Source organism: Bacillus cereus group sp. MYBKT111-2, assembly GCF_051915205.1.
GTDB lineage: Bacteria > Bacillota > Bacilli > Bacillales > Bacillaceae_G > Bacillus_A > Bacillus_A paranthracis.
In genome coordinates, this window is sequence record NZ_JBQAEG010000017.1 from 1 (window position 1) to 24,324 (window position 24,324).

Genomic DNA, 24,324 nt, shown 5'->3' on the forward strand with positions numbered 1-24,324 from the left:
CTCTTAATCCATTCGCTCGACTTGCATGTATTAGGCACGCCGCCAGCGTTCATCCTGAGCCAGGATCAAACTCTCCAATAAAGTTAGTTTGTCTAGCATCATAAAATAAAATTGACGTTTCACGTTGTTTGTTTCGTTCAGTTTTCAAAGAACTACTTCGTCGCTCAGAAGCGACTTTATTAATATAACATTTCGTTATATTTTCGTCAACAACTTTTTTCAAAAAGTTGTTTTTCGTTTGTTTTGCTTGTTACCTTTCGTGGCAACGAATATAAATATACCAGTTTGATTATTAAAATGCAATAGTTTTTCTAATAAAATTTTTAACTTAGTAAAAAAGTATAAAAACAGCACTTTTCTTCTATATAAATATAATTTCCCACACCATCGACATCTAACGCCCGACGCTCATACTCAAATAAAAAAAGCTTTGGAGAAATCTCCAAAGCTTAGTCTTGTTTATGACGCATAGCAGGGAATAATAGTACATCACGAATAGATGGTGCATTCGTTAATAACATAACAAGACGATCAATACCAATTCCTAGTCCACCCGTAGGAGGCATACCATACTCAAGAGCTTCGATATAATCATCATCCATCATGTGAGCTTCATCATTACCTTGTTCGCGTTCTTTTAATTGCGCTTCAAAACGTTCTTTCTGATCAATTGGATCATTTAACTCAGTGAATGCATTTGCATGTTCACGTGCAACGATAAATAATTCGAAACGATCTGTGAATCGTGGATCTTCGTCATTCTTTTTCGCAAGTGGCGAAATTTCTACTGGATGACCGTAAATAAATGTTGGTTGGATTAATTTATCTTCTACTTTTTGCTCGAAGAATTCATTAATAATATGACCGACTTCCATTGTATCCTTAATTTCTACATTATGTTCTTTTGCAAGTTCACGCGCTTCTTCTACACTCATCGGATTCCAGAAATCCGCTCCAGAATGTTCTTTAATTGCATCTACCATATGAAGACGTGTCCATTCTGGTTCTAGATTAATTTCATAATCACCATATTGGATTGTTGTTGTACCTAGTACTTGCTTCGCGATATGAGCAACCATATTTTCTGTTAGTTTCATAATATCTTTATAATCAGCATACGCTTCATATAATTCAATCATCGTAAACTCAGGGTTATGACGAGTTGATACACCCTCGTTACGGAATACACGGCCGATTTCATAAACTTTTTCTAATCCACCCACAATAAGGCGTTTTAAATGAAGTTCAATTGCGATACGCATATATAATTCCATATCTAACGCATTATGGTGCGTGATGAAAGGACGCGCAGAAGCTCCACCTGCAATTGCATGCATCATAGGTGTTTCCACTTCAAGATAACCGTTGTCATCTAAGTATCTTCTCATTTCACGAATGATCTTACTGCGAGTAACGAATGTTTCACGGCTTTCCATACTTGTAATTAAGTCTAAGTAACGTTGACGGTAGCGTTGTTCAACATCTTTTAATCCATGATATTTATCCGGTAATGGACGAAGAGATTTCGTTAATAGCGTAAATCCCGTTGCTTTCACTGAAAGTTCTCCAACGTTCGTTTTGAAAATTTTACCTTCAATACCTACTAAGTCACCTAAATCTGCTGTTTTAAATAATTCGTACTCTTCATCTCCAACAGCATCTTTACGAACGTAAATTTGAACTTGTCCATGTAAATCTTGAATATGTGCAAATCCAGCTTTTCCCTTACCGCGTTTTGTCATAATACGACCAGCGATAGAAACAGAGATTTCTTTCTCCTCTAATTCTTCTTTAGAGAACTCTCCATATAGGCTTAATAATTCATTTGTTGCATTTGTACGTTCAAAACGTTTACCGAACGGATCGATCCCTTGCTCACGTAAGTTATGTAGCTTTTCACGACGAACAAGCAATTGGTCGTTTAATTCTTCGTGGTTCATGTTATCCATGGTATTGATATCACTCCAGCTCTATTAATTTTTACAATATATACAGTATAGCATTTTCTACTCAACTAGAAAAACTGCCAGCAACTAACTGGCAGTTCTTCTTTCTTTCACGTAATTATAGGAAGTGTATAGAAGAATGTCAATCTTCCCTTCCTATTATTAACCAACGTGAATTGTTTGTTGTTTCGCTTCTACTTCTTCTACAAATGTACCTAATACATTTGCAAGGTCTTCACGCGTATTACAAGCATTGATACCATTGCGTACAGTTGCATTACCACGAATGCCTTTTAAATACCAAGCTGCGTGCTTTCTCATCTCTCTTACAGCGACATTTTCATTCTTTAAATCGATCAGACGATCTAGATGCAACATACATACGTCAATTTTCTCACGTACTGTCGGTTCCGGCATTAATTCACCAGTCTCTAAATACTTTACCGTACGATAAATCATCCATGGATCTCCAAGGGCAGCGCGGCCAATCATAACACCATCTACACCAATTTCATCAAGCATACGCTTTGCATCTTGCGGCGTTGCGACATCACCATTTCCAATAACCGGGATATTTACAGCTTGCTTTACTTGTTTAATAATATCCCAATCCGCTTTTCCTTCATACATTTGTACTCGTGTGCGCCCATGAACTGCTACCGCTTGTCCACCAGCACGCTCAACAGCTTTCGCATTCTCGATTGCGAAAATATGATCCTCATCCCAACCAATACGCATTTTTACTGTAACTGGTTTTTCTACAGCATCTACAACTGCCGCTACCATTTCATATATTTTATTTGAGTCTAAAAGCCACTTTGCTCCTGCATCACACTTAACGATTTTTGGTACTGGGCACCCCATATTAATATCAATGATGTCTGCTGTCGTATATTGATCTACGTATTTCGCAGCATCTACAAGAGTTTCTTTCTCGCCACCAAAAATTTGTAAACTTAATGGCTTTTCTCTCTCATCAATATATAACATATCTAATGTTCTTTTATTGTTCAGTAGTATCGCCTTATCACTTACCATTTCAGCACAAACTAGGCCTGCACCGAATTCTTTTACTGTCAAACGGAATGCAGAGTTACACACTCCCGCCATCGGTGCTAATACAACCGGATTTTTCATCTCAATATTTGCGATTTTTAACACTCGATTTACTCCTTCCTTCATGGTCACTTTGGCATTAGCTCATCTATCGAGACCTTTAATGCTTTAGCAACTTCCACTACAAAGTCTTGGGAAGGCGATCGATTTCCTCGCTCAACTTCACCTAAAACAGATACAGATACCCCTAATTCTTTTGCAAAACCTTCTTGCGTATAACCTTTTAGTTTTCGAAAAGCACGAATGCGTCTTCCCCATTTTTCTGCTTCCATACCGTTACTCCCTCTCGCCTTTTCATTTCTTCTACTTGTGAACGTGAAATGTTTTGTTTTATATCTTGATTAATCTCTAACAACGGAACGATAACAAAAGCTCTTTCGAACATCCGCGGATGCGGAACAATAAGATTCTCTGCTTCAATATTTTCTTGATTATATAGTAAAATGTCAAGGTCGATAGTCCTAGGTCCCCACCTAATTTCCCTTTTTCTTCCTAGATCATTTTCTACTTTTTGCGTTACTTTCAATAATTCTTGCGGTGATAAATTGGTAGAAATTTTTATAACTAAATTTAAAAAGCAACTTTGGTCAGTATAGCCAACCGGTTCCGTCTCATATACAGACGAAACATCCTCAACTTTGATATAAGGATTTTTATTCAGAAACTGAATCGCTTCAGTTAAATACGTATAACGTTCTCCAATATTTGAACCTAATGCAATGTAAGCTATATTATTCATGGACGTTCTCTCGTAATTTCTACCGCTACAGCACGATAATGTCCTGGTATCGGCGGATCTGGTTTAATTACCTTTATCGTACATCTTGAAATACTCTCATATTGTTTCAATATATCTGTAGCAATATTTTCAGCAATACTCTCTACAAGCTTATATGTTCTATCTTCTACAACTTTCCTACATAATTCGAAAAGCTCTCCATAATTAACAGAATGCTCTAAGTCATCACTTTCTCCTGCTTGTTTCAAATCCAATTCCACCGTTAAGTCCACTTTAAATCTCTGGCCCAATTTATTTTCCTCTGGGAATACACCATGATAACCGTAAAACTCCATATCATGAATATAAATTTTATCCAATTACTTTACCCCCTTACCAATCATCGCATCCATCATCTTAGCCATACGTGCCATTTCCTTCACATCATGAACACGAACAAACTCACAACCCTTTTCAATACCAAGACAAACGGTAGCTCCCGTCCCCTCAAGACGTTCTTCTACCGGCAAATCTAGCACATGCCCAATAAAGGACTTTCTTGAAGTACCTAAGAGAACTGGATAACCTAGTACGTTTAACTGTTCTAAATTACGCATCGCTTCTAAATTTTGTTCAGGTGTTTTAGCAAAACCGATGCCCGGGTCTAAAATGATATTCTCATCTCGTACACCAGCATCTTTAGCAATTTTAATACTGTCATATAAATCAGCAACCATATCAGCCATTAAATTACGATAATTCATGTTATCGCGATTATGCATTAAGATAATAGGTACATCGTAATGAGCCGCAACTTCAGCGATTTTCGGTTCCGCTTTCGCTCCCCAAACATCATTAATAATATGAGCACCAGCTTCGATTGCTTTTTTTGCAACTTCCGCTTTATATGTGTCGATAGAAATAGGCAATTTCACCTCTTTTGAAACAGCCTGAATCATTGGAACAACTCGTTTTATTTCTTCTTCCACTGACACTTTAGCAAAGCCCGGACGAGTAGATTCGCCACCAATATCAATAATATGAGCACCTTCATCTCGCATTTCTTTCGCATGGCGCACTGCAGCATCTACCTCGTTGTAACTCCCACCATCAGAAAACGAATCTGGTGTTACATTTAAAATCCCCATAATTAACGTTTTTTCATTTAAGTTCAATGTATATTCGCCGCAGCGCAAATCATAATCCCACTTCAAACTACACATCTCCTCTTCGTAATTCATTTCTGCTCCACAATTTCTCTCTCTGCATTTCATAAAGGTTCATAAATCTTTTTGTAACCATACCTACTTTACCCGGGAAATCTCGTCCCTCTATACGATTAAGCGGAACAATTTCTTGAATCGAGTTTGTTACGAAGACTTCATCGGCTGAAAGTAATTCATCTTTTGTAAAGAAACCTTCTTTTACTTCTATACCAATCTCTTCAGCAACCTTTATAATAAACGCACGAGTGATACCATTTAAAATCCCTGTTTCAAGCGAAGGTGTATATAAAATATCACCTTTCACAAAAAAGAGATTCGAAACAATACCCTCTGCAACATAACCTACTTCAGTCAGGAAAATCCCTTCTTTATTCACACCATTTCCAATTTCACGTTTCCCCAAAATGTTATTTAAATAATGGTGAGACTTCAAGCGAGATGCACCTTCTGGGGTATTTCTCACTTGATTTAAGACAACCCCTTCTTTTTCCACTACATCTCCCGGGGCCGCTAAAGGTTTTATAAAAACAATAATAGACGGCTCTTCATACATTTCTGTTTGCAATCCAATTTCATCTATACCCGCCGATACATTAAAACGGACATACGCATGCTCTAATTTATTCTTAACGATTAAATTCTTCAAAATAAGCATTACTTCATCTTTCGTCATTGTCCATTTTATTTGCAATGTATCCAGCGCATCTATTAAACGGTCATAATGATCATCCAATAAGAAAGGATGACCATTATAAATACGAAAAGTCTCAAAAACTCCAAGACCATATAAATAACCATGATCATAAGGAGAAATTCTCGCTTCACTCGATTCTACATACTGACCATTTACGTAAATTAACATGATGTCACACTTGGACTATATTTACGAATGAAATTCTGCAACAACTCTTTCCCGTGAGAAGTCATAATAGATTCCGGGTGGAACTGCACACCTTCAATCGGTAATGTTGTATGGCGGAGCGCCATAATTTCCCCTTCTTCTGTCCAAGACGTTACCTCTAAACAATCAGGTAACGTCTCTTTCTTAACAATAAGGGAATGATAGCGTGTCGCGGTAAACGGATTAGGGATATCCGAAAAAATCGTCTTCTCATCATGATGCATAAGCGATGTTTTCCCATGCATTAATCGCTCTGCACGAACAACCTCTCCACCAAACACTTGCGCAATAGATTGATGACCAAGACAAACCCCAAAAATCGGAATCTTTCCAGCAAAGTATCGAATAACCTCCATACTAATTCCTGCCTCATTCGGACTACATGGACCTGGCGAAATCATTAAAAAGTCTGGTTTCATATTCTCAATATCTGAAATAGTCACTTCATCGTTACGTTTAACAACAAGATCTTGTCCAAGTTCTCCAAGAAACTGCACTAAATTAAATGTAAAAGAATCATAATTATCAATCATTAATATCATTTCTCTCACCTAACCGTTTCTTCACTACGTTCTTTTGCACGCCATAAAGCAATCGCCTTTTTTAACGACTCTTTATATTCATTTTCCGGATTTGAATCAATTACAATTCCCGCCCCTGCTTGTACATGCGCTTTTCCGTCTTTAGCAAGAAGTGTCCTAATTACAATATTCAATTCTGTATCTCCAGAATAACCGATCCAACCGATTGAACCTGTATAAATCCCTCGGCGAACAGGTTCTAATTCTTCAATAATTTCCATCGTACGTATTTTCGGAGCACCCGTAATTGTTCCTCCAGGGAATACAGCCTTCACTAAATCGAAAGCATCTTTATCTTCTTCCACCTCACCACGCACATTAGAAACAATATGCATAACATGTGAGTATTTCTCAATTACCATAAACTCGTCTACTTCTACGGTGCCATATTTACAAACACGTCCTAAATCATTTCGCTCTAAATCCACAAGCATGACGTGCTCTGCTCTTTCTTTTTCATTCTCAATTAATTCCCTTGCCAATTCTTCATCCTCTTGCTCATTTGCCCCTCTAGATCTCGTTCCAGCAATTGGTCTTGTACTTACTTCAGTTCCCTGTTTCTTAATTAGCAACTCTGGCGATCCACTTACAATTTGAAAATCCCCGAGCTCCAAGTAACCCATATATGGAGATGGATTAATTTCACGAAGACTTGTATATATTTCTAGTGGGTGTGTTTGTAACGTTCTTTCTTGTCTTGTCGACAAGTTTACTTGGAACACATCACCAGCCCCAATATATTCTTGAATACATTCAACCGCCTTCATAAAGCTTTCTTCAGTAAAAGCAACTGCTTCATTTTTCTTTTCAGGGCACGCAAACGGTATAGTCACTTCCGGCGCTTCTGTTGCCCAAAGAATCTTCCATTCATTTAATCGCTCTTTTGCCTCTTCATGCTTATCTACATAATGTGTAATAATCCATAATACTTTTTCTTTTTGATCATACACAAACACATCATCAAATAATAAAAAGAATATATCAGGTATATTAATATCATCTTCCGCAAGAGAAGGAAGTTTTTCAATATAACGGATGCAATCATAACTAAAGTAACCAATTGCACCACCTTGAAAAGGCGGGTATTCCGGATTATAATCCGTTTTCCATCGCTCCATATATTCCTGCATTAAATCTAATGGGTTTCCTTGCTTTATTGTTTCCTTACCACTTTCACTTATATGTAACGTTTCACCCTTCCCTCGGATTACCGCTACTGGGTTTAATCCCACGATGTTATAACGACCGCCACGTCCACTCTCTAACAAAATATGTTGCGGTTTATCCTTAGAAAGAAATTTATATTGCTTAAAGAAATCTAACTGATATGGAATAGAAAGCGCTAAAGATTTTCTTCGTTGCATATCAACACCCCGTCTTCTTTTATCCCACCCTCTTATATTAACCACTTCAAGCTACATTCGTTATGTATATAGAACGGTTATATTCGAAGGCTAGTGAAAATAAATTAATGATACTACCTCTTATTTTACATGAAGTTTTCTAGTCATTCACTCTTTTCCTATTTCCAATCCAAAAAGAAAAAGCATCCTTTTTCAAGGATGCTTTTTCAATCACATGTAATTAGGACTCAAATTGATAAAGTGGTGTACTTAAATAACGTTCACCATTACTTGGGATAATAACAAGTACCTTTTTCCCTTTACCTAACTTTTTCGCAACTTCTGTCGCTGCATAAATAACTGCTCCTGAAGAGATACCAACTAAAATACCTTCCTCTTTAGCCACTCTTCTTGCGTATTCGAACGCTTGCTCTGTTTTCACTTGAATGATTTCATCATATACTTCTACATCCAATGTTTCTGGAACAAATCCAGCCCCAATTCCTTGGATTTTATGTGGACCTGGTTTTCCACCAGATAACACTGGTGAATCCGCAGGTTCTACTGCATAAATTTTAATATCTTTATATGCTTCCTTCAGCACTTCACCAGCACCAGTAATCGTTCCACCTGTACCAATACCTGCAATAAATGCATCTAATTGATCACCCATTTGCTCAACAATTTCTGGACCTGTTGTTAAACGATGAATTTGTGGATTTGATTGATTTTTGAACTGTTGCGGTATAAAGTAGCCATGTTCTTTTGCTAATTCAGTCGCTTGACGAATTGCTCCGCCCATTCCTTCAGGCCCTGGAGTCAATACTAATTCAGCGCCATAAGCACGTAATAAATTGCGACGCTCAACGCTCATTGTTTCTGGCATTACTAAAATTGCCTTATATCCTTTAGCAGCTGCTACCATCGCTAAACCAATTCCTGTGTTACCACTTGTCGGCTCAATGATTGTATCGCCTTCTTTTAATAATCCTTTTTTCTCAGCATCTTCAATCATAGCTAATGCGATACGATCTTTAACGCTGCTCCCCGGATTCATAAATTCTAATTTTAAGTATATATCTGCGCTGTCTGATTCTACGATGCGGTTCAACTTAACGATCGGCGTTTTCCCGATTAATTCTGAAACTGATTGTGCCACTCGCATTCCTGTCACTCCTAACACCGAGTATTTTTATTGGTTTTGTCTATATTTAGATTTTGTCAGAAAATTCCCTGTTTGTCAATGTGTTTAGAGGGTAAATTCCCTTATTACAAATTCTCAATTAAATTTGTAATATCTTCTTTAGAGAACTTGTATCGCTCATTACAGAAATGACAATGAACTTCTGTTTCTTCTTCTTCTTCACGAACTTGCTCTAACTCCGTTTTACCTAAACTAATTAACACACTCTCTATACGTTCGCGTGAGCATGTGCAATTAAATTGAACATCCATCGTTTCTAATACTTTTACCTTATCTTCTCCAAGGACTGCATACAGTAACTCTTCTGGAGAAAGCCCTTGTTCGATCAATGTTGATACAGGAGGAATCTTCTGCAAACGCTCTTCAATGAATGAAATTGTCTCTTCCTGTGCACCCGGCATAATTTGAAGGATAAATCCACCTGCCGCTAATATGCTATCGTCTCCATTTACAAGGACACCAACACCTACAGAAGAAGGCGTCTGCTCAGAAACTGCAAAATAATACGTGAAGTCTTCTCCTAATTCTCCTGAAACAATTGGAGATTGACCAATAAACGGCTCACGCATACCAATATCTTTAATTACCGTTACAAATCCTTCAGTACCTACCGCTTGATATACACGTAATTTCCCTTGTTCTGTTCCTTCAAAGTCAACATGTGGATTCGTTACATAACCACGTACATCTCCATTTGCATGAGCATCTACTAAGATAGGACCAATCGGACCATTTCCTTCTACCTTAATTGTTAGCTTTTGGTCACCTTTTAACATTGCCCCCATCATTGTACCTGCAGTTAAAGAACGACCAAGTGCCGCTGAAGCTGTTCTCCATGTATCATGACGTCTTTGCGCCTCGCTTACCGTGTTTGTAGTACGTACACTATACGCACGCACTTCCCCATCAAATGCTAACGCTTTTACTAAATAATCTTTCATACTTATTTATTCACCTTTCTCATGCTGTAAATTTGCATTACGCTCGTATAACATATACAAACCTTTTAATGTTAAGAATGGATCTACAACATCAATTACATTCGATTCTTCTGAAATTAATTTCGCTAATCCACCTGTTGCAATAACTTTTGGTTTTTGTTTAGCTTCCTCTTTCATGCGCTTAACAATACCTTCCACTTGTCCAACATAACCATAAAGAATACCAGATTGCATCGCACTTACCGTATTCTTCCCAACTACACTGCTTGGTTTTGTAATTTCAATACGAGGAAGTTTTGCCGCTCTACTATATAAAGCCTCTGCTGAAATCATAATTCCTGGTGTAATAACTCCACCCATATAATGCTTTTCTTCGTTAATATAACAATATGTAGTAGCCGTACCAAAATCGACAATAATAAGCGGACTTCCATATAAGTGGATTCCTGCTACTGCATTTACGATTCGATCCGCACCTACTTCACGTGGATTTTCATATTTAATATTTAGCCCCGTTTTTATTCCAGGACCTACTACAAGCGGCTTAATTTTAAAATACTTTTCACACATGCGCTCTAAAGCAAACATAATTGGTGGTACGACTGAAGACACGATAATACCTTTCACATCTTCAAACGAAAGACCCTCATGCTCAAGCAACTGTTTTACAAGCATTCCATATTCATCTTCTGTCTTATGACGATCTGTTTCCATGCGCCAATGTTGACGAAGTTCCCCCTCTTCAAACACGCCCAGTACAGCATTTGTGTTCCCTACATCCAATACAAAAATCATATTCTCACCACTTATCTTATTTAATCTATATTTGTGCAGTATGTATAAAACTTATAAAAACATCATATCACACATACTTATATAATCAGCTTTTCTATCCTCATCATTTTACAAAAAGATTACTCCCTATTTCAATTTTTAGTACCAGATTTATTTAAATTCTTTTTCTACTTAGTTCCCTTCTACAAATAAAAAAGGAGTGACTATCGTCACTCCTTCATCTCTTCTTACTTATCTTCTGATTCTTCATCGTCCTTCTTCATGTTGATGTTTACTTTCACATCAGCTGAAGATGTTGGACGTTCTGGCAATCTGCCATAGTCACATAAATGATTGATTTGCTCTGCATCTAACGTTTCTACTTCAAGTAACGTTTTCGCAATAAGATCTAGTTTATCACGATTGTCAGTAAGAATTTGTTTTGCACGAGCATAACATTCTTTCATAATCGTTTGCATTTCCATATCGATTTCGTGTGCAATCGCATCACTATAGTTTTGTTCTGAATGGAAGTCTCTTCCTAAGAACACTTGACCACCTTGTGAGCTACCAAATTGCATTGGTCCAAGCTTATCACTCATACCAAATTCCGTTACCATACGTCTTGCAATACCAGTCGCACGTTGGAAGTCATTATGAGCACCTGTACTTACTTCACCAAATACAATCTCTTCAGCTACTCGACCACCAAGTAAACCAGTGATTTTATCAAGTAACTCTGGTTTTGTCATGAAGTAACGATCTTCTTTTGGAAGCATTACTGCATATCCACCAGCTTGACCACGAGGGACAATTGTTACTTTATGAACGACATCAGCTTCATCAAGGACAACACCAATTACAGTGTGGCCCGCTTCATGGAAAGCAACGATATTACGTTCTTTTTCAGAGATAACACGACTTTTCTTAGCCGGACCTGCAATAACACGATCCGTCGCTTCATCAATGTCACTCATATCAATTTTCTTCTTATCTTGACGCGCAGCTACTAAAGCAGCTTCGTTTAATAAGTTTTCAAGATCGGCACCAGAGAATCCTGGTGTACGAGTTGCAATTGCTCTTAAGTTGATATTCTCATCAAGCGGTTTATTACGAGCATGCACTTTCAGTACAGCTTCACGGCCATTTACATCTGGACGATCTACTGTAATTTGACGGTCAAAACGACCTGGACGTAATAATGCTGGGTCAAGAATATCAGGACGGTTTGTCGCAGCGATGATAATAATACCTTCGTTGGCACCGAATCCATCCATTTCAACAAGCAATTGGTTTAACGTTTGTTCACGCTCATCATGGCCACCACCAAGACCAGCGCCACGTTGACGTCCTACCGCATCAATTTCATCAATGAAAATGATGCAAGGAGCATTTTTCTTTGCGTTTTCGAATAAATCACGTACACGTGATGCACCGACACCGACGAACATCTCTACGAAATCAGAACCACTGATAGAGAAGAACGGAACGCCTGCCTCACCCGCAACGGCACGTGCTAGTAAAGTTTTACCTGTACCTGGAGGTCCCACTAATAGAACACCCTTCGGAATACGGGCACCAACTTCAGCAAACTTACGAGGATCTTTCAAGAATTCAACTACCTCAACAAGCTCTTGTTTCTCTTCATCTGCTCCAGCAACATCTCTGAAACGAACTTTTTTCTTTTCGTCATTATATAACTTCGCCTTACTTTTCCCGAAGTTCATAACACGGCTACCGCCGCCCTGAGCTTGGTTTAATAAGAAGAAGAATAAAATGAAGATAATGACAAACGGGATGATAGAAGTAAAGAAGGTTACCCAAGCACTTGTTTCTTCTGCTGGTTGATACTTAACTTCAGCACCTTGCGCTTTATCATTAATTTTCTTTTGTAATTCCTCAGTATTTGGTGCATAAGTAACAAATTGTTCTCCCTGGCTAGAGTTATTAAATTGTCCTTTTACTTCAAACACACCATTTTTCGGTTGAAGCTGCACATTACGCACTTCACCTTTTTCTAGTTTAGTAATGAATTTATCGTAGCTAACTGATGTCGTTTTTTGTGTCGAACCATTAAAATAGCTCACGATTCCAATTACTACTAGGAATATCAGTAAATAAAAGATGGTATTACGGAAGATACGATTCATTCCTAACCTCCTCTCACGGCATAAACACTATAGTAAATCGTAACATAGAAAAACTTTCCTATACAATTGTGACGCCTGTATTTAATTAATTTGAGTAAACGCTTGGTTTTAATACTCCTACATAAGGAAGATTACGGTACTGCTCTTTATAATCTAATCCATATCCTACAACAAATTCATGCGGTACAGTAAATCCAACATAATCCGCTTTCAAATCTACCTTACGGCCTGTTGGTTTATCTAATAACGTAACGATTTTTACAGACTTCGCTTTACGATATTTAAATAGGTCTACTAAGTAACTTAGTGTAAGACCGCTATCAATAATATCTTCAACGATTAAAATATCGCGACCTTCTACAGAAGTATCAAGGTCTTTTAAAATTTTCACTTCGCCTGTTGAAACAGTTGAGTGACCGTAACTAGATACAGCCATAAAATCCATTTCAAGATATGTATCTGTTCTCTTTAATAAATCTGCCATAAATGGCATTGCACCCTTTAGTACACCAATCGCAAGAGGTACTGTGTTTTTATAGTCCTCTGCAATAATTGCGCCTAATTCGAGCACCTTTTCTTGTATTTGCTCTTCAGAAATTAATACTTTTTCGATATCTTGATTCATCATTTCATTATCCTCCCGGAAGACTCCTTGCTTTTGTAGTGAATAATCATATATTTATCCTTCTTTGCTGCCTCTTTCGAGATAGCAAATGCAGATCGCTTCAACAAGGGTAACCAAATAACATTCCCACTTGCATCACAAACGACCGGCCATTCTTCTCTTTTTTCTCTCGGTACTTTTGCTTCGATAAAAATAGCTTTTATCTTTTTGGTGCCATTCATACCTTGTATTGACATGCGATCTCCATTTTTTCTAGACCGAATACGAAGTGGATATGATATATCATTATACTTAGCAACAAATACTGTTTCATTCATGTCACTTGGTATATCTTCGCTCACCTCTGTTACAAGTTTATCCCCGTTCGATAGCGTAATTGTCCCGGGCACTGATAAATCTTGTAAGAAAGGAGAAACAATTTCTTGTTTAAATCCAAAGCTACACTCCTCGTATGCGCGAACAATTTTCAAATCACCTGGGAAATCAAGTGAACCCGAAGGCTGTGTCCGCTTAAAAAACTCAATCACTTTGTCAATATGTATAGAGGAAAGAGAAGATGGAATCTTATATTCATAAAGATAGTTTAATATTAGTTGAATCCCTCTTCTTTGTAAAGGCATAGACATGGATTCAAAGGCAGGAATTGATAAGCTAATTTGTTTATCACTTTTTTTTGTAATTACTTTATTCATTTTCTCAAAAGCTAATTCCTGCAAATACGCCTCATCCTCTTGCATCTGCATGCTAAATTTTTGGAATTTCTCATGCACTTGTGGGTTTTCTTCTTTCAAATGAGGAAGAACGTATTTACGTAATCGATTCCTTGTATATACTTCCTTTTTATTACTTGGATCTATACGAGGAATTATTTTCAGCTTATTACAGTAATCAACAATTTCTTCCTTTGTTACTCCAAGTAACGGCCTAATTAAATATCCATTATGAAAAGGACGCTTCACTGCAATTCCTGCATATCCTTTCGGAGTACTCCCTCGTACAAGACGCATTAAAATCGTCTCTACTTGGTCATCACCATGATGTCCAAGGGCTACATATCTCGCATCATATTTCTTCATTATTCTTTCCAAAAATGCATATCTGCATTCCCTAGCAGCAACCTGTGCATTCATCCCGTATTGCTGTTGATATTGCGACACATTAATTCTTATCGTTTCGCAAATAACTCCCAGTCCTTTACAAAGGTCCTGCACAAACTGTAGGTCCTCATGAGATTCATCACCTCTAAACATGTGATCCACATGCGCCACTACAATTTCAAACTGTTTTGCCGCTCTTTTTTCTAACAAATAATATAGCAGAGCCAAAGAGTCAGGACCACCAGAAACCCCTACAACAATTGTTGAGCGTTCCTTTAATACATCATGCTGCTTTACAAAGTCATCTACCTTTTCAACAAATGTATCTTTCAACTTCGTAATCACCTTTCATTAAACAAGAACAGCAACGTTAGTTACCTTGTTTATAATGGTACAACTTTTACAAACATTGTGCAAAAAAAAGATATACAAAAATTACATTTTTATCTTACATCATCCGTATATATTCACAAAAATAATAACATTATCTTTTAAAGCAAAAAAACCTAGGTATTCACCTAGGTTTTTAGAAAGAAACATTACACTTCAAGTTTCACTTTATTGCGCTTGCATTCCTACAATTGGAATGGTAGCCCACTTCGGCATATTTTTCTTCACTTTCGCTACTACAATAGTCATATCATCATTTATATAACCATCGCCAGATCGAATCACCTCTTCCATAATGATATCAGCAATTTCTTGCGGATCTTCAGTTTGTAACTCTTTAATTTTCCGCTTCATCCATAACTCGTGATTCTCCACATGCTGCGCGCCCTCAAAAATCCCATCACTCATCATAATAAGAATATCACCTGTTTTTAATTGCTCACCCACTACATCAACTTCAACATCCTCGATAATTCCCATTGGTAAATTACTTGCTTCAATTTTCAAAATATTATTTGCGCGTTTAACAAAACTCGGCGTCGATCCAATCTTTAAAAACTTCGCACTCGCATCCCGCAAATCTACCATAGCTAAGTCTAATGTCGTAAACATCTCTTCTGTTGTTCTTAAAGAGAGAATAGAGTTAATAGATTTAATCGCTATCTCCTCATCAATGCCTGACTGAAGTATTTTTTGTAATAATTTCACTGTTTCTTTACTCTCCATATGAGCTCTTTGCCCATTTCCCATACCATCACTAATTGCAAGGGCATATTTCCCAACACTTAAATCCATCATCGCATAAGAATCACCCGAAACAAACCCACCGCCTTTCGCGGCTGTGGCCAAGCCGGTATCAAGGGAATACGTTTTTGCTGAACCAAATGATATTAAACTGTGCCCATTCGGATAAGAAGATTTTTCTTCATGTTTCACAACTATGTTTTCCTTCAGGATATCAGAAAGCATTGGTGCAACTAATTTTTCACACTCTCCATGTTCATTAGATGCAACTGGAATCAACATTTCAATATCAATACTTCCTCTATCTAAACAATAAATATCAACATGCTCTATTTCTACACCAAAATCACGAAACGCTTGCAGAATCTGTTCTTCCTGTACTTGATGATTTTCTCTTTCTCTTTGTATCTCCTTAGCAAAATCCTCCATAACTTTTGATACACCTAACAATTGCTCCGCTACTATTCTACGATTTTCTTTCATTTGTTTTCGTAATTTTTGTCCCTCATAGAAGTGATCTAATTCACCCGCTACTAAATCCGTCACTTTCTTGCCTCTTACGCAATGCTTGTCCCATTCACGAACTAACTTCCGATTATGCTGCAGAGTTCCTTCTTCCGTTTCACTCATTATTTGTTTCATATAATCATACGTTTTATCGAAATTAACTACCCAGCATTGGTCCTTTTTAAAGCATGTTTGACATGTTTTTGCAGTAATTGTACTTAAGAACAAATCTGCCTCCGTCTCTTTATCTTCCTCCTCCACATATCCATATACAGAAAAGCTATTAGATAAAGCAGCAAATACATTGGCAAATTGATTGATTTTATTCGCTGTAACATCACGCATTCTTCTTAAATACTGTTGTTGATCTTGCGAATGCTCCTGTGTGCCTGGCATAAATTTAGCAATACGATCCATAACAAGTTTCGGTGTTAATAAAAAGAAAGCAATCGCCACACCAGATTCAATTAAAGTTGTCACAATGTTTGTTTGCTTGTCTACATATAGCGTAATCAAGCTTGTCCCAATTAATAAACCTAAACTAACACCTAAGCGTTTCCCTTCTTTTAACAAACCACCAAGCAATCCAGAAAAGGCAAGCAGACTAAGTTGGGACAAACTAGAGACATTTGCTAAGCTTAATATTAACCCAGTGACGACCCCTACTGTAGATCCTGTAGCCGCTCCTGCGATAAACGCAAACACAAGCACTAAATACCTAGTAAAAATATGTTGAATAGAAGCGTCATATATGAACCAATCTGTTGTACCAGTTAAAACAGATGCTAGTAATATAATTAAACAAACAATTTCTTCTGTCTCTAACGCTTGTTGTTTCCCTTTTCTTTCTACTAAAAGCGGGACACTTTGTAAAAATATCATAGTTAATACGAAGCTAAGCCCTGCCTCAATCGTACTAACGAGTAAATCGTACATGGTAACAGTTTGTTGTGCAAAATATACGACAACTAAATGTGCAGTTAATGCGGAGATAAATACTTGGAATGGTACAAGTCCAACAGTTTTACGTGTAAACCGACTAAAGAAGATATTATAAATGAAGAAAGTAAAAATAGATGCAAAGGTAAAGAATAAATTATCTATCGAAACTGAAAGTGCGCCCCCCATTAGGGCCAAGAATGCGAGCGGCATTTTATCCCGCTTCATAACATAAACAGCAGCAAAAAACGGTAGTGCAAACGGTAAAATGTTTGTTAATATATATGCTCGTCCCAAAAGAAAACCAATAACAACAATAATGAATCCCCATCTAAAGAAAACTTGCTCAAACTTCATTCGCAACTTACTCGTCCACTTTACTCCTCCAAGCTGACCTTCATTCATTGCCAATGCACTTGTATTCATAGTATTCCTTCCTGCTTTAGGCATATTTTTAACACCACCTGCATAGTTTAATTACTGTCATTATAAAAGATGATTATTGGGATTTTTGTCAAAACAACAGTTTTCACTTTTATAATCGTTCGACTTTTTATTCGAAATAACTCTACATATATACACAGTATGTATTTTATTTTTAATATTTTAATCGAACATTCAGAAAATATAGGGTGATTTTGTAGAAGTGTTGTATGTCTTAATTTATTTAACAAAAAAAGATCATGCGCATTTGCATGATCTTTTTAGATGACCCGTACGGGATTCGAACCCGTGTTACCGCCGTGAAAGGGCGGTGTCTTAACCACTTGACCAACGGGCCGTTAAATTAAATATAGCGGCGGAGGGGATCGAACCCCCGACCTCACGGGTATGAACCGTACGCTCTAGCCAGCTGAGCTACACCGCCATGTCGTCTTATTTAACGGACAATTAGTATCTTACCTCAGATATAATTTAAAGTCAACACATCTTGAAAACTTTTTTAAAAATATATTTTCACATATAAAAAAGCACCCTGAGCAATCGCCCTGGGCACCTCTCTATATTCTAAGAATTAAACGTTCTTATTATCCGCGACGTGCGCCACGGCCACCACGTTTAGATTCAGTGTTACGCTTTAAAGAAGTTAAACGATCTTCGCTATCCTTTAAGAAACGTGCCATCTTTTGCTCGAATGTTTCTTTTGGAGCACGGTCGTTACCGCCACCACGGTTATCTCTGTTGAAAGAACGATTACGTTGTGGACGTCCAGAACGTTGTTGATCACCACCGCGTTGGTATTCACCACGTGGACGATCTCCTTCTGTTTTTTCACGCTCTTTCGCTTTTTTAATAGATAGACCAATCTTACCATCTTTTTCAACGTTAATAACTTTTACTTCTACTTGGTCGCCCACTTTTAAGTGATCGTTAATATCTTTCACATAATTATCAGCAACTTCACTAATATGAACAAGACCCGTTAAGCCTTCTGGCAGCTCCACAAAAGCCCCAAAATTTGTAATACCTGTTACTTTACCCTGTAACTTGCTGCCTACCTCGATTGACATAAAAAAAATGCTCCTCCTTAGTGGTTAAAAAGTCAAATTTTACTTTATTATATATAATCCTAAAATATAGTGTCAATAAGACATACTCTACTTAGAAACAGGAAAAATTATCTCCCCTTTTCCAGAGAAGAAATAATCCCTTCTAGCAATCTTTAATACGTACTCTTCATCATTTAACTTTTGAACTTCGTCTTTTAGACTTTTTTCTTTGTTCGTTAATGAATCCAGTTCTTTTTTCATGTCCTTAACTTTTGCTTCTTTTGCTTTAATGGAACTGTTTTGTTGATAAAACGTTACACTAATACTCGCAATAATTGTAAAAGCAAAGACAAGAAAAACCGCTAAACGGCGATAAAGTCGCTTCCTGTTCTCATCCGTTTGTATTATATGCTCTTTAACAGGATTTGGACTCTGTTTTTCGATTGTTCTTTGTCTCAGTTCCCTCATTTCCGAGGTCCCCCTAACTTCTTTTTTATACGCTCCCATAATTGGAAGATATGTCCCTTCAATTTTGCTATATATTGCAGGAACCCTACATGCTTCATTATAAAAAGTTTAACACGATTAGGGAGAAGTTTCCATATGAGCGAAGCAATAAATCGAACAGGCCAGAAAAAAACTTTCCATATGAAAAGTAATATCCAAATCACCATTTTCCATAACACATGTCCAATTGAAAGCAGTATACGAAATAAGAATAATATAAATGCAATAAATAGCTGCGCTATAATAATAACAGGTTTTATCATGAGTAGCTGTATAATTTGAACAAAAAAGTGTGTTGTTTGCACAAAAATATAGATGAGAAAATTTAACAGTCTCATGTATATTGCTTTCAACATGCTTTGATATGCCGCAAAACCACATAATAATGCTAAAAATACATATATACGTAGTTCAGCTTCATTTACAAGAAGTAATACGTAAAAAACGAATAATGCTTGGACAATCCAAAATAGTATATCATGTATAAATACAATCCAACGCTTACGTTCTTGACGTTTTAAAAATCGTTGGTATGTATCTAAAGACGCTCCAATCCAAGCACCCATTCCGATCATTGAGAGCATCGTATACAACTGAATTGTTAGACTCATTTAAACAACTTACTAAAGAAACCTTTAGTTTTCTCCCCTTGATTCTCATCAATATACAGCATCTCATGAACTTTCCCTTTAATCGATACAACACCTTTTTCTACATCTAAATTTTTCATTTGCAAATTTTGACCACGAATTGTTAAAAAGCCCATTACGGTCTCAAGTAAAAACTCTTCACTATCAAAACTCTCTACCTGCTTTACACCGGTAATATCAATTACACGCCTGCCACGCATAATAATATCATGCTCTACAGAAACATTTTGTTGATTAGAAGACATAGGTGAGTAACCATTATTCACGTAAATCCCCCCATACATTTATACTAGCTAATAGTAATGTATGAAAGGATAATCGATTTTAGAACAAGCCTTCTTCAGCCTTTACTTTTTCTTCACGAACTAAGCTATACATATTTGCTGCATCTTCTTTTTTAGTCGTTTCTTTCAATTCGTTTATTTTTACAGTTACTATTTTTTGACCAAAACGAATTGTTAGTTCATCAGCTACTTTCACATCCGAACTCGCTTTTGCCACTTGACCATTAATGGATATTCTTCCTTGATCAGCTACTTCTTTCGCCAATGTTCTTCTTTTAATTAAACGTGATACTTTTAAAAACTTATCTAGACGCATATTAAATCCCCCTATTAACGCTCTGTCTGTTTTGCCTCTTCCCATAAAACATCTAACTGCTCTAATGATAAATCTTGCATCTCTTTATTCATTTCAGCTACCTTTGCTTCCATGTATAAAAAACGACCGACGAATTTCTCATTCGTTGAACGTAACGCTTCTTCTGGATCTATTTTATAATGACGAGCTATATTAACAAATGCGAATAATAAATCGCCAAATTCACTTAACATCTTCGCCTCATCCATGTTTGTAACTTCTTGTTGGAACTCTTGCCATTCTTCTAAGGCTTTCTCTATCATCGGCTGTACATCAACCCAATCGAAACCAACCTTACCAGCTTTTTTCTGGATTTCATAAGCGCGTAGTAACTGCGGCAAACTTTTTGGAACCCCATTTAAAACAGATTCTTTTACAAACCCTTTTTCTTGTTTTTTAATTTCTTCCCAATTGGCAATTACTTCATCGGCATTATTTACATCCGTATTCCCAAATACATGCGGATGACGACGAACCATTTTCTCAGATAAAGTTCGAATAATATCATCTATAGAGAACCAACCTTCGTCCTCTCCGATTTGGGCATGAAGCATAACTTGTAATAATACATCACCCAGTTCTTCTACTAAGTGATCATCATCCTCTTCATCAATTGCTTCTAATACTTCATAAGCTTCCTCAATTAAATATTTCTTTAAAGATTGATGTGTTTGCTTTTTATCCCATGGACAGCCATTCGGGCCACGAAGATCTGCAATAATTTCTCTAAGCACATCAAACTGTTGATACAAGGATGCACGTTCCTGAACTGGTGGTATGTACACACTCGTTAAATTATTCAACTCCGTTTCATGATCTAACATGTACAACGGCACCTTTTTTACTTGCTCAAATGAAGTCCCTGCAGCTGTTACGATATACACTTCATAATCATCTGGCAGCATCTCCATTAATGTTAATTTCACATCAGATGCAACGAATGCATCATATACTTGGCAAAAGATTAAATGTTGACGTAATTCTAATTGCCCTCTTTCAAATGATGTGGCGTCAATTAATTGGAATCCTTCAATCGGATCAATCTTTAGACTTGCAAACATAGGGTCAAGGAAACTTTGTCCACCTTCAATTCGCACTTCAACATTCGCTACTTCGCCTTTTTCCAACAGTAGCTGAACCGTTCTTTCCGCTACAAGCGGGTGCCCTGGGACAGCATAGATAATTTCTGCGCCTTCAGCTTGTTCTAGCAATGTATTCGCAATTGTTTCATATACAATTTCAAATGTATCATGTGCTTCATATACATTGTCAAAAGCAGTATATTGTATACCTTCTTTCTCTAACTCCTCTATAACGGGATGTTCCTTCGTTCTAACAAACATGTGATCTGCTTCTTTTATTTTTCTATATACACCCATCGTTAACTGATCTAATTCACCAGCACCTAATCCTAAAATAGTAATGATTCCACTCACAACCTGTCACCTCTATCCACTCTTCTTCAATGAACCTTCTTTTTTCTCTTTTTTCATAACGGTTCCTATTTCTGCTTTTGTAAATACACGTAATTTTAAAATGAAAAACATATATGCCAATCCGCCGATGGCTACGCCTAACAACGCCTCAAGTGTTGCAACACCTCTATGACTTGTATCCATTACTAATCCAGACATTTGCAATACACGCATAAACATTATTAGTACAAATCCCATACCGATACCACTAATAACTATACCTAACATATTCCGTTTGTCGATAAGCGATTCAGATACAGCTCGCATAAGTAATACACTATTTAGTATAGAAATTACAATTAACGCAACTAGCGTCGCAATTGCAGCTCCCTTCACACTAAAATACGGCATTAATATATAATTTAAAGCTAACTTTAAACAACCGCCACATATAACGAATATTGCTGGTTTTAATGTTTGTCCTAACCCTTGCAAAATAGAAGCAGTTGTAATCGACAATGAACTAAATAAAATAGATAAAGATAAAATGGATAAAACATCTGACCCATCACTATTTTCAAACAACATAATATTCGTAGGCTGGATAATACAAGTTAATCCAATGGCCGCTGCAAATCCGATAACAAATGTTATTTTCATCGCTAACCTTACCTTTTCTCGAATAAAGGTAAGATCTCCTCTTTCCTTCGCTGCTGTAATAATTGGAACAAGCGACAACGAGAAGGAAGTTGTCACGACAGTACCTAATTGCATAAGCGGGATACTTCTGTCATAAACACCTTTTAACACCTTTGCACTTTCAGCCGGCTCTCCAGCTCCAATAAGTAAAGAATAGAAAGAAACAGAATCAGCCATTTGTATAAAAATAAGCACTAAGTTACTAACACAAATCGCTAACCCCTGCCAAAACAGGATTTTAATAATCTTCTTTTTCCCTCTAATCCTCTTTACACTTTTGAAGAATATAGAACGAAAGTCATGACGCATATAAAGTACAAGTACGATAATCCCAATCAGTCCACCCGCGATTGAACCTAGCATAGCACCTGCACCAACTGTATATAAATCAAATTCGTGAGCAATTAGGAATAGAGATAAAAATACAATAATAGAAACACGAATCGTTTGTTCTATCACTTGCGAAACAGCTGTTGGCATCATATTATTGAACCCCTGGAAATACCCTCTTGCTACAGATAAAAATGGCATCAATATGAATGAAAAGGAAATAACACGTAATAGCTTATCTAAGTGTATATCGCCCATAGCTGTCGCAATTGCTTCGGCACCAAAGAACAATGTAAAAAATCCTATGAAACCAATCCCTAATAAAAACCAAAAAGATACACAAATAATTTCTTCTGCTTCTTGTTTTTTCCCTCGTTCTAATCGTTCCGCAACCATTTTTGAAATTATAATGGGGAACCCATAAGTAGCTAAAATTAAACAAAATCCATAAAACGGATAAATTTGTTGGTAAATATAAAAACCAATATCACCCGCTATATTTTGATATGGAATACGGTAAAAAGCGCTTAATACCTTTGTAACAAAACTTGCGATTGTTAATATAATAGCCCCACGCCAAAAGGCTTGATACTTCTTCGATTCCATACAAGAAAACTCCTTTTTCTATTCTCACCCCTCGTATTATATCATAAAGAAAAGGACAAGCTTCCTTACCTACACGAGTAAGAATACGTTCGTGCAACGCCAGAAATATTCAATGAAAAAAGGTAGCAAAGCGCTACCTTCATTCAATATACATATATCTCCAAATAATTGATTTCTCAAGAAGAAATATCATAATTAGGAAAGATTGCTACTTCTAAAATCATACACCTTTACTGTTCCATTTGTTTCGCTAAGAAACTGGCAGCAGTATTGACCGCCTTGTGCTCTATTTCGCTTATAATCGCTTCTTTTGAAAAAATAATGACAGCCCCAATCGGGTCTCCATTTGCAACAATCGGTCCAACTGTATAAGAATGAACCTTTTCTGTTACACCATCAATAATGGAAATATCACTTTCGTCCGTCATAATAACAGACTTTCTTTCTTCCATCGTTTTTTCAATTAGATCGCCAACGCTTTTATTTAAGTATTCTTTTTTTGATACGCCTGATACCGCGATAATGGAATCCCGATCGCATACAAGCACATTATGTCCTAAGCTATCATATAAAGCTTCTGCATATTCTTTTGCAAAATCACCTAGTTCGCTAATTGGAGAATATTTCTTCAAAATTACTTCTCCATCGCGATCAACAAATATTTCTAATGGGTCCCCTTCTCGAATACGTAAAGTTCTACGAATTTCCTTTGGGATTACTACCCTACCTAAATCATCAATTCGACGTACGATTCCAGTTGCTTTCATTCTAATGCTGCCTCACTTT

24 protein-coding genes, 2 tRNA genes and 1 rRNA gene are annotated in these 24,324 nt (G+C 36.9%); all 27 read right to left on the reverse strand.

Annotated elements, in window-relative coordinates; all coding sequences use genetic code 11:
• Window positions 1-81: ribosomal RNA gene (locus ACTFNE_RS26640) — 16S ribosomal RNA — on the reverse strand; the annotation flags it as partial.
• A 368-nt stretch (window positions 82-449) separates the two neighbouring features.
• Complete coding sequence (lysS, locus tag ACTFNE_RS26645; protein ID WP_000369677.1) at window positions 450-1,949, reverse strand: lysine--tRNA ligase; 1,500 nt, start codon at window positions 1,947-1,949, stop codon at window positions 450-452.
• A gap of 159 nt (window positions 1,950-2,108) precedes the next feature.
• The gene (dusB, locus tag ACTFNE_RS26650; protein ID WP_270706280.1) at window positions 2,109-3,107 is read right to left on the reverse strand and encodes a tRNA dihydrouridine synthase DusB; all 999 of its coding nucleotides are present in this window, start codon (window positions 3,105-3,107) and stop codon (window positions 2,109-2,111) included.
• A 23-nt stretch (window positions 3,108-3,130) separates the two neighbouring features.
• Entirely contained in the window at window positions 3,131-3,334 is a 204-nt protein-coding gene (locus ACTFNE_RS26655) for a helix-turn-helix domain-containing protein (RefSeq protein WP_000387027.1), read from the reverse strand.
• Window positions 3,286-3,801, reverse strand: coding sequence for a 2-amino-4-hydroxy-6-hydroxymethyldihydropteridine diphosphokinase (folK, locus tag ACTFNE_RS26660; protein ID WP_001059445.1), 516 nt, complete (start codon window positions 3,799-3,801; stop codon window positions 3,286-3,288). The genes ACTFNE_RS26655 and folK overlap by 49 nt, the downstream gene beginning before the upstream one ends.
• Entirely contained in the window at window positions 3,798-4,160 is a 363-nt protein-coding gene (gene folB, locus ACTFNE_RS26665; RefSeq protein ID WP_000358059.1) for a dihydroneopterin aldolase, read from the reverse strand. Before folB ends, folK begins: the two co-directional genes overlap by 4 nt.
• A complete protein-coding gene (gene folP, locus ACTFNE_RS26670) occupies window positions 4,161-5,021 on the reverse strand; it encodes a dihydropteroate synthase (protein ID WP_270706281.1) in 861 nt (286 codons plus the stop codon).
• Entirely contained in the window at window positions 4,996-5,868 is an 873-nt protein-coding gene (gene pabC / locus ACTFNE_RS26675) for an aminodeoxychorismate lyase (protein ID WP_000909890.1), read from the reverse strand. The genes folP and pabC overlap by 26 nt, the downstream gene beginning before the upstream one ends.
• Window positions 5,862-6,449, reverse strand: coding sequence for an aminodeoxychorismate/anthranilate synthase component II (gene pabA, locus ACTFNE_RS26680; RefSeq protein ID WP_000602276.1), 588 nt, complete (start codon window positions 6,447-6,449; stop codon window positions 5,862-5,864). The genes pabC and pabA overlap by 7 nt, the downstream gene beginning before the upstream one ends.
• A gap of 5 nt (window positions 6,450-6,454) precedes the next feature.
• Window positions 6,455-7,852 carry an aminodeoxychorismate synthase component I gene (gene pabB / locus ACTFNE_RS26685; RefSeq protein WP_001189691.1) on the reverse strand — a complete coding sequence of 466 codons (1,398 nt, stop codon included), beginning with the start codon at window positions 7,850-7,852 and terminating at the stop codon, window positions 6,455-6,457.
• A 220-nt stretch (window positions 7,853-8,072) separates the two neighbouring features.
• Window positions 8,073-8,996, reverse strand: coding sequence for a cysteine synthase A (gene cysK, locus ACTFNE_RS26690; protein ID WP_270706283.1), 924 nt, complete (start codon window positions 8,994-8,996; stop codon window positions 8,073-8,075).
• Between the two features lie 104 nt (window positions 8,997-9,100).
• Window positions 9,101-9,976: a redox-regulated molecular chaperone HslO gene (hslO, locus tag ACTFNE_RS26695; RefSeq protein ID WP_000656366.1), complete on the reverse strand. Its 876-nt coding sequence runs from the start codon at window positions 9,974-9,976 to the stop codon at window positions 9,101-9,103.
• Window positions 9,977-9,982: 6 nt separating this feature from the next.
• Window positions 9,983-10,771 (reverse strand): type III pantothenate kinase, encoded by a 789-nt coding sequence (locus ACTFNE_RS26700; RefSeq protein WP_439998570.1) that lies wholly within the window; start codon window positions 10,769-10,771, stop codon window positions 9,983-9,985.
• A 227-nt stretch (window positions 10,772-10,998) separates the two neighbouring features.
• Window positions 10,999-12,900 carry an ATP-dependent zinc metalloprotease FtsH gene (ftsH, locus tag ACTFNE_RS26705; protein WP_001079659.1) on the reverse strand — a complete coding sequence of 634 codons (1,902 nt, stop codon included), beginning with the start codon at window positions 12,898-12,900 and terminating at the stop codon, window positions 10,999-11,001.
• Window positions 12,901-12,985: 85 nt separating this feature from the next.
• Complete coding sequence (gene hpt / locus ACTFNE_RS26710) at window positions 12,986-13,528, reverse strand: hypoxanthine phosphoribosyltransferase (protein WP_000981838.1); 543 nt, start codon at window positions 13,526-13,528, stop codon at window positions 12,986-12,988.
• Window positions 13,525-14,955, reverse strand: a complete 1,431-nt coding sequence (gene tilS / locus ACTFNE_RS26715) for a tRNA lysidine(34) synthetase TilS (RefSeq protein WP_046199543.1) — start codon at window positions 14,953-14,955, stop codon at window positions 13,525-13,527. Before tilS ends, hpt begins: the two co-directional genes overlap by 4 nt.
• Before the next feature lie 225 nt (window positions 14,956-15,180).
• A complete protein-coding gene (gene spoIIE / locus ACTFNE_RS26720; RefSeq protein ID WP_001123528.1) occupies window positions 15,181-17,652 on the reverse strand; it encodes a stage II sporulation protein E in 2,472 nt (823 codons plus the stop codon).
• A 259-nt stretch (window positions 17,653-17,911) separates the two neighbouring features.
• A tRNA-Glu gene (locus tag ACTFNE_RS26725) sits at window positions 17,912-17,983 on the reverse strand.
• A 13-nt stretch (window positions 17,984-17,996) separates the two neighbouring features.
• Window positions 17,997-18,070 (reverse strand) — tRNA-Met (locus ACTFNE_RS26730).
• 160 nt (window positions 18,071-18,230) lie between these two features.
• Window positions 18,231-18,713: a S1 domain-containing RNA-binding protein gene (locus ACTFNE_RS26735; RefSeq protein WP_000021452.1), complete on the reverse strand. Its 483-nt coding sequence runs from the start codon at window positions 18,711-18,713 to the stop codon at window positions 18,231-18,233.
• A gap of 87 nt (window positions 18,714-18,800) precedes the next feature.
• Window positions 18,801-19,160, reverse strand: coding sequence for a cell division protein DivIC (gene divIC / locus ACTFNE_RS26740; RefSeq protein WP_001208736.1), 360 nt, complete (start codon window positions 19,158-19,160; stop codon window positions 18,801-18,803).
• A complete protein-coding gene (gene yabQ / locus ACTFNE_RS26745) occupies window positions 19,157-19,810 on the reverse strand; it encodes a spore cortex biosynthesis protein YabQ (protein ID WP_000059762.1) in 654 nt (217 codons plus the stop codon). The genes divIC and yabQ overlap by 4 nt, the downstream gene beginning before the upstream one ends.
• Window positions 19,807-20,115 (reverse strand): sporulation protein YabP, encoded by a 309-nt coding sequence (yabP, locus tag ACTFNE_RS26750; RefSeq protein ID WP_001059101.1) that lies wholly within the window; start codon window positions 20,113-20,115, stop codon window positions 19,807-19,809. The genes yabQ and yabP overlap by 4 nt, the downstream gene beginning before the upstream one ends.
• A gap of 58 nt (window positions 20,116-20,173) precedes the next feature.
• Window positions 20,174-20,449 carry an RNA-binding S4 domain-containing protein gene (locus ACTFNE_RS26755; RefSeq protein ID WP_001234876.1) on the reverse strand — a complete coding sequence of 92 codons (276 nt, stop codon included), beginning with the start codon at window positions 20,447-20,449 and terminating at the stop codon, window positions 20,174-20,176.
• A 14-nt stretch (window positions 20,450-20,463) separates the two neighbouring features.
• Window positions 20,464-21,924: a nucleoside triphosphate pyrophosphohydrolase gene (gene mazG, locus ACTFNE_RS26760; protein WP_046199542.1), complete on the reverse strand. Its 1,461-nt coding sequence runs from the start codon at window positions 21,922-21,924 to the stop codon at window positions 20,464-20,466.
• A 12-nt stretch (window positions 21,925-21,936) separates the two neighbouring features.
• Entirely contained in the window at window positions 21,937-23,538 is a 1,602-nt protein-coding gene (locus ACTFNE_RS26765; RefSeq protein WP_046199541.1) for a putative polysaccharide biosynthesis protein, read from the reverse strand.
• 230 nt (window positions 23,539-23,768) lie between these two features.
• Complete coding sequence (gene spoVT, locus ACTFNE_RS26770) at window positions 23,769-24,305, reverse strand: stage V sporulation protein T (protein ID WP_000648306.1); 537 nt, start codon at window positions 24,303-24,305, stop codon at window positions 23,769-23,771.
• Window positions 24,306-24,324: the final 19 nt, after the last annotated feature.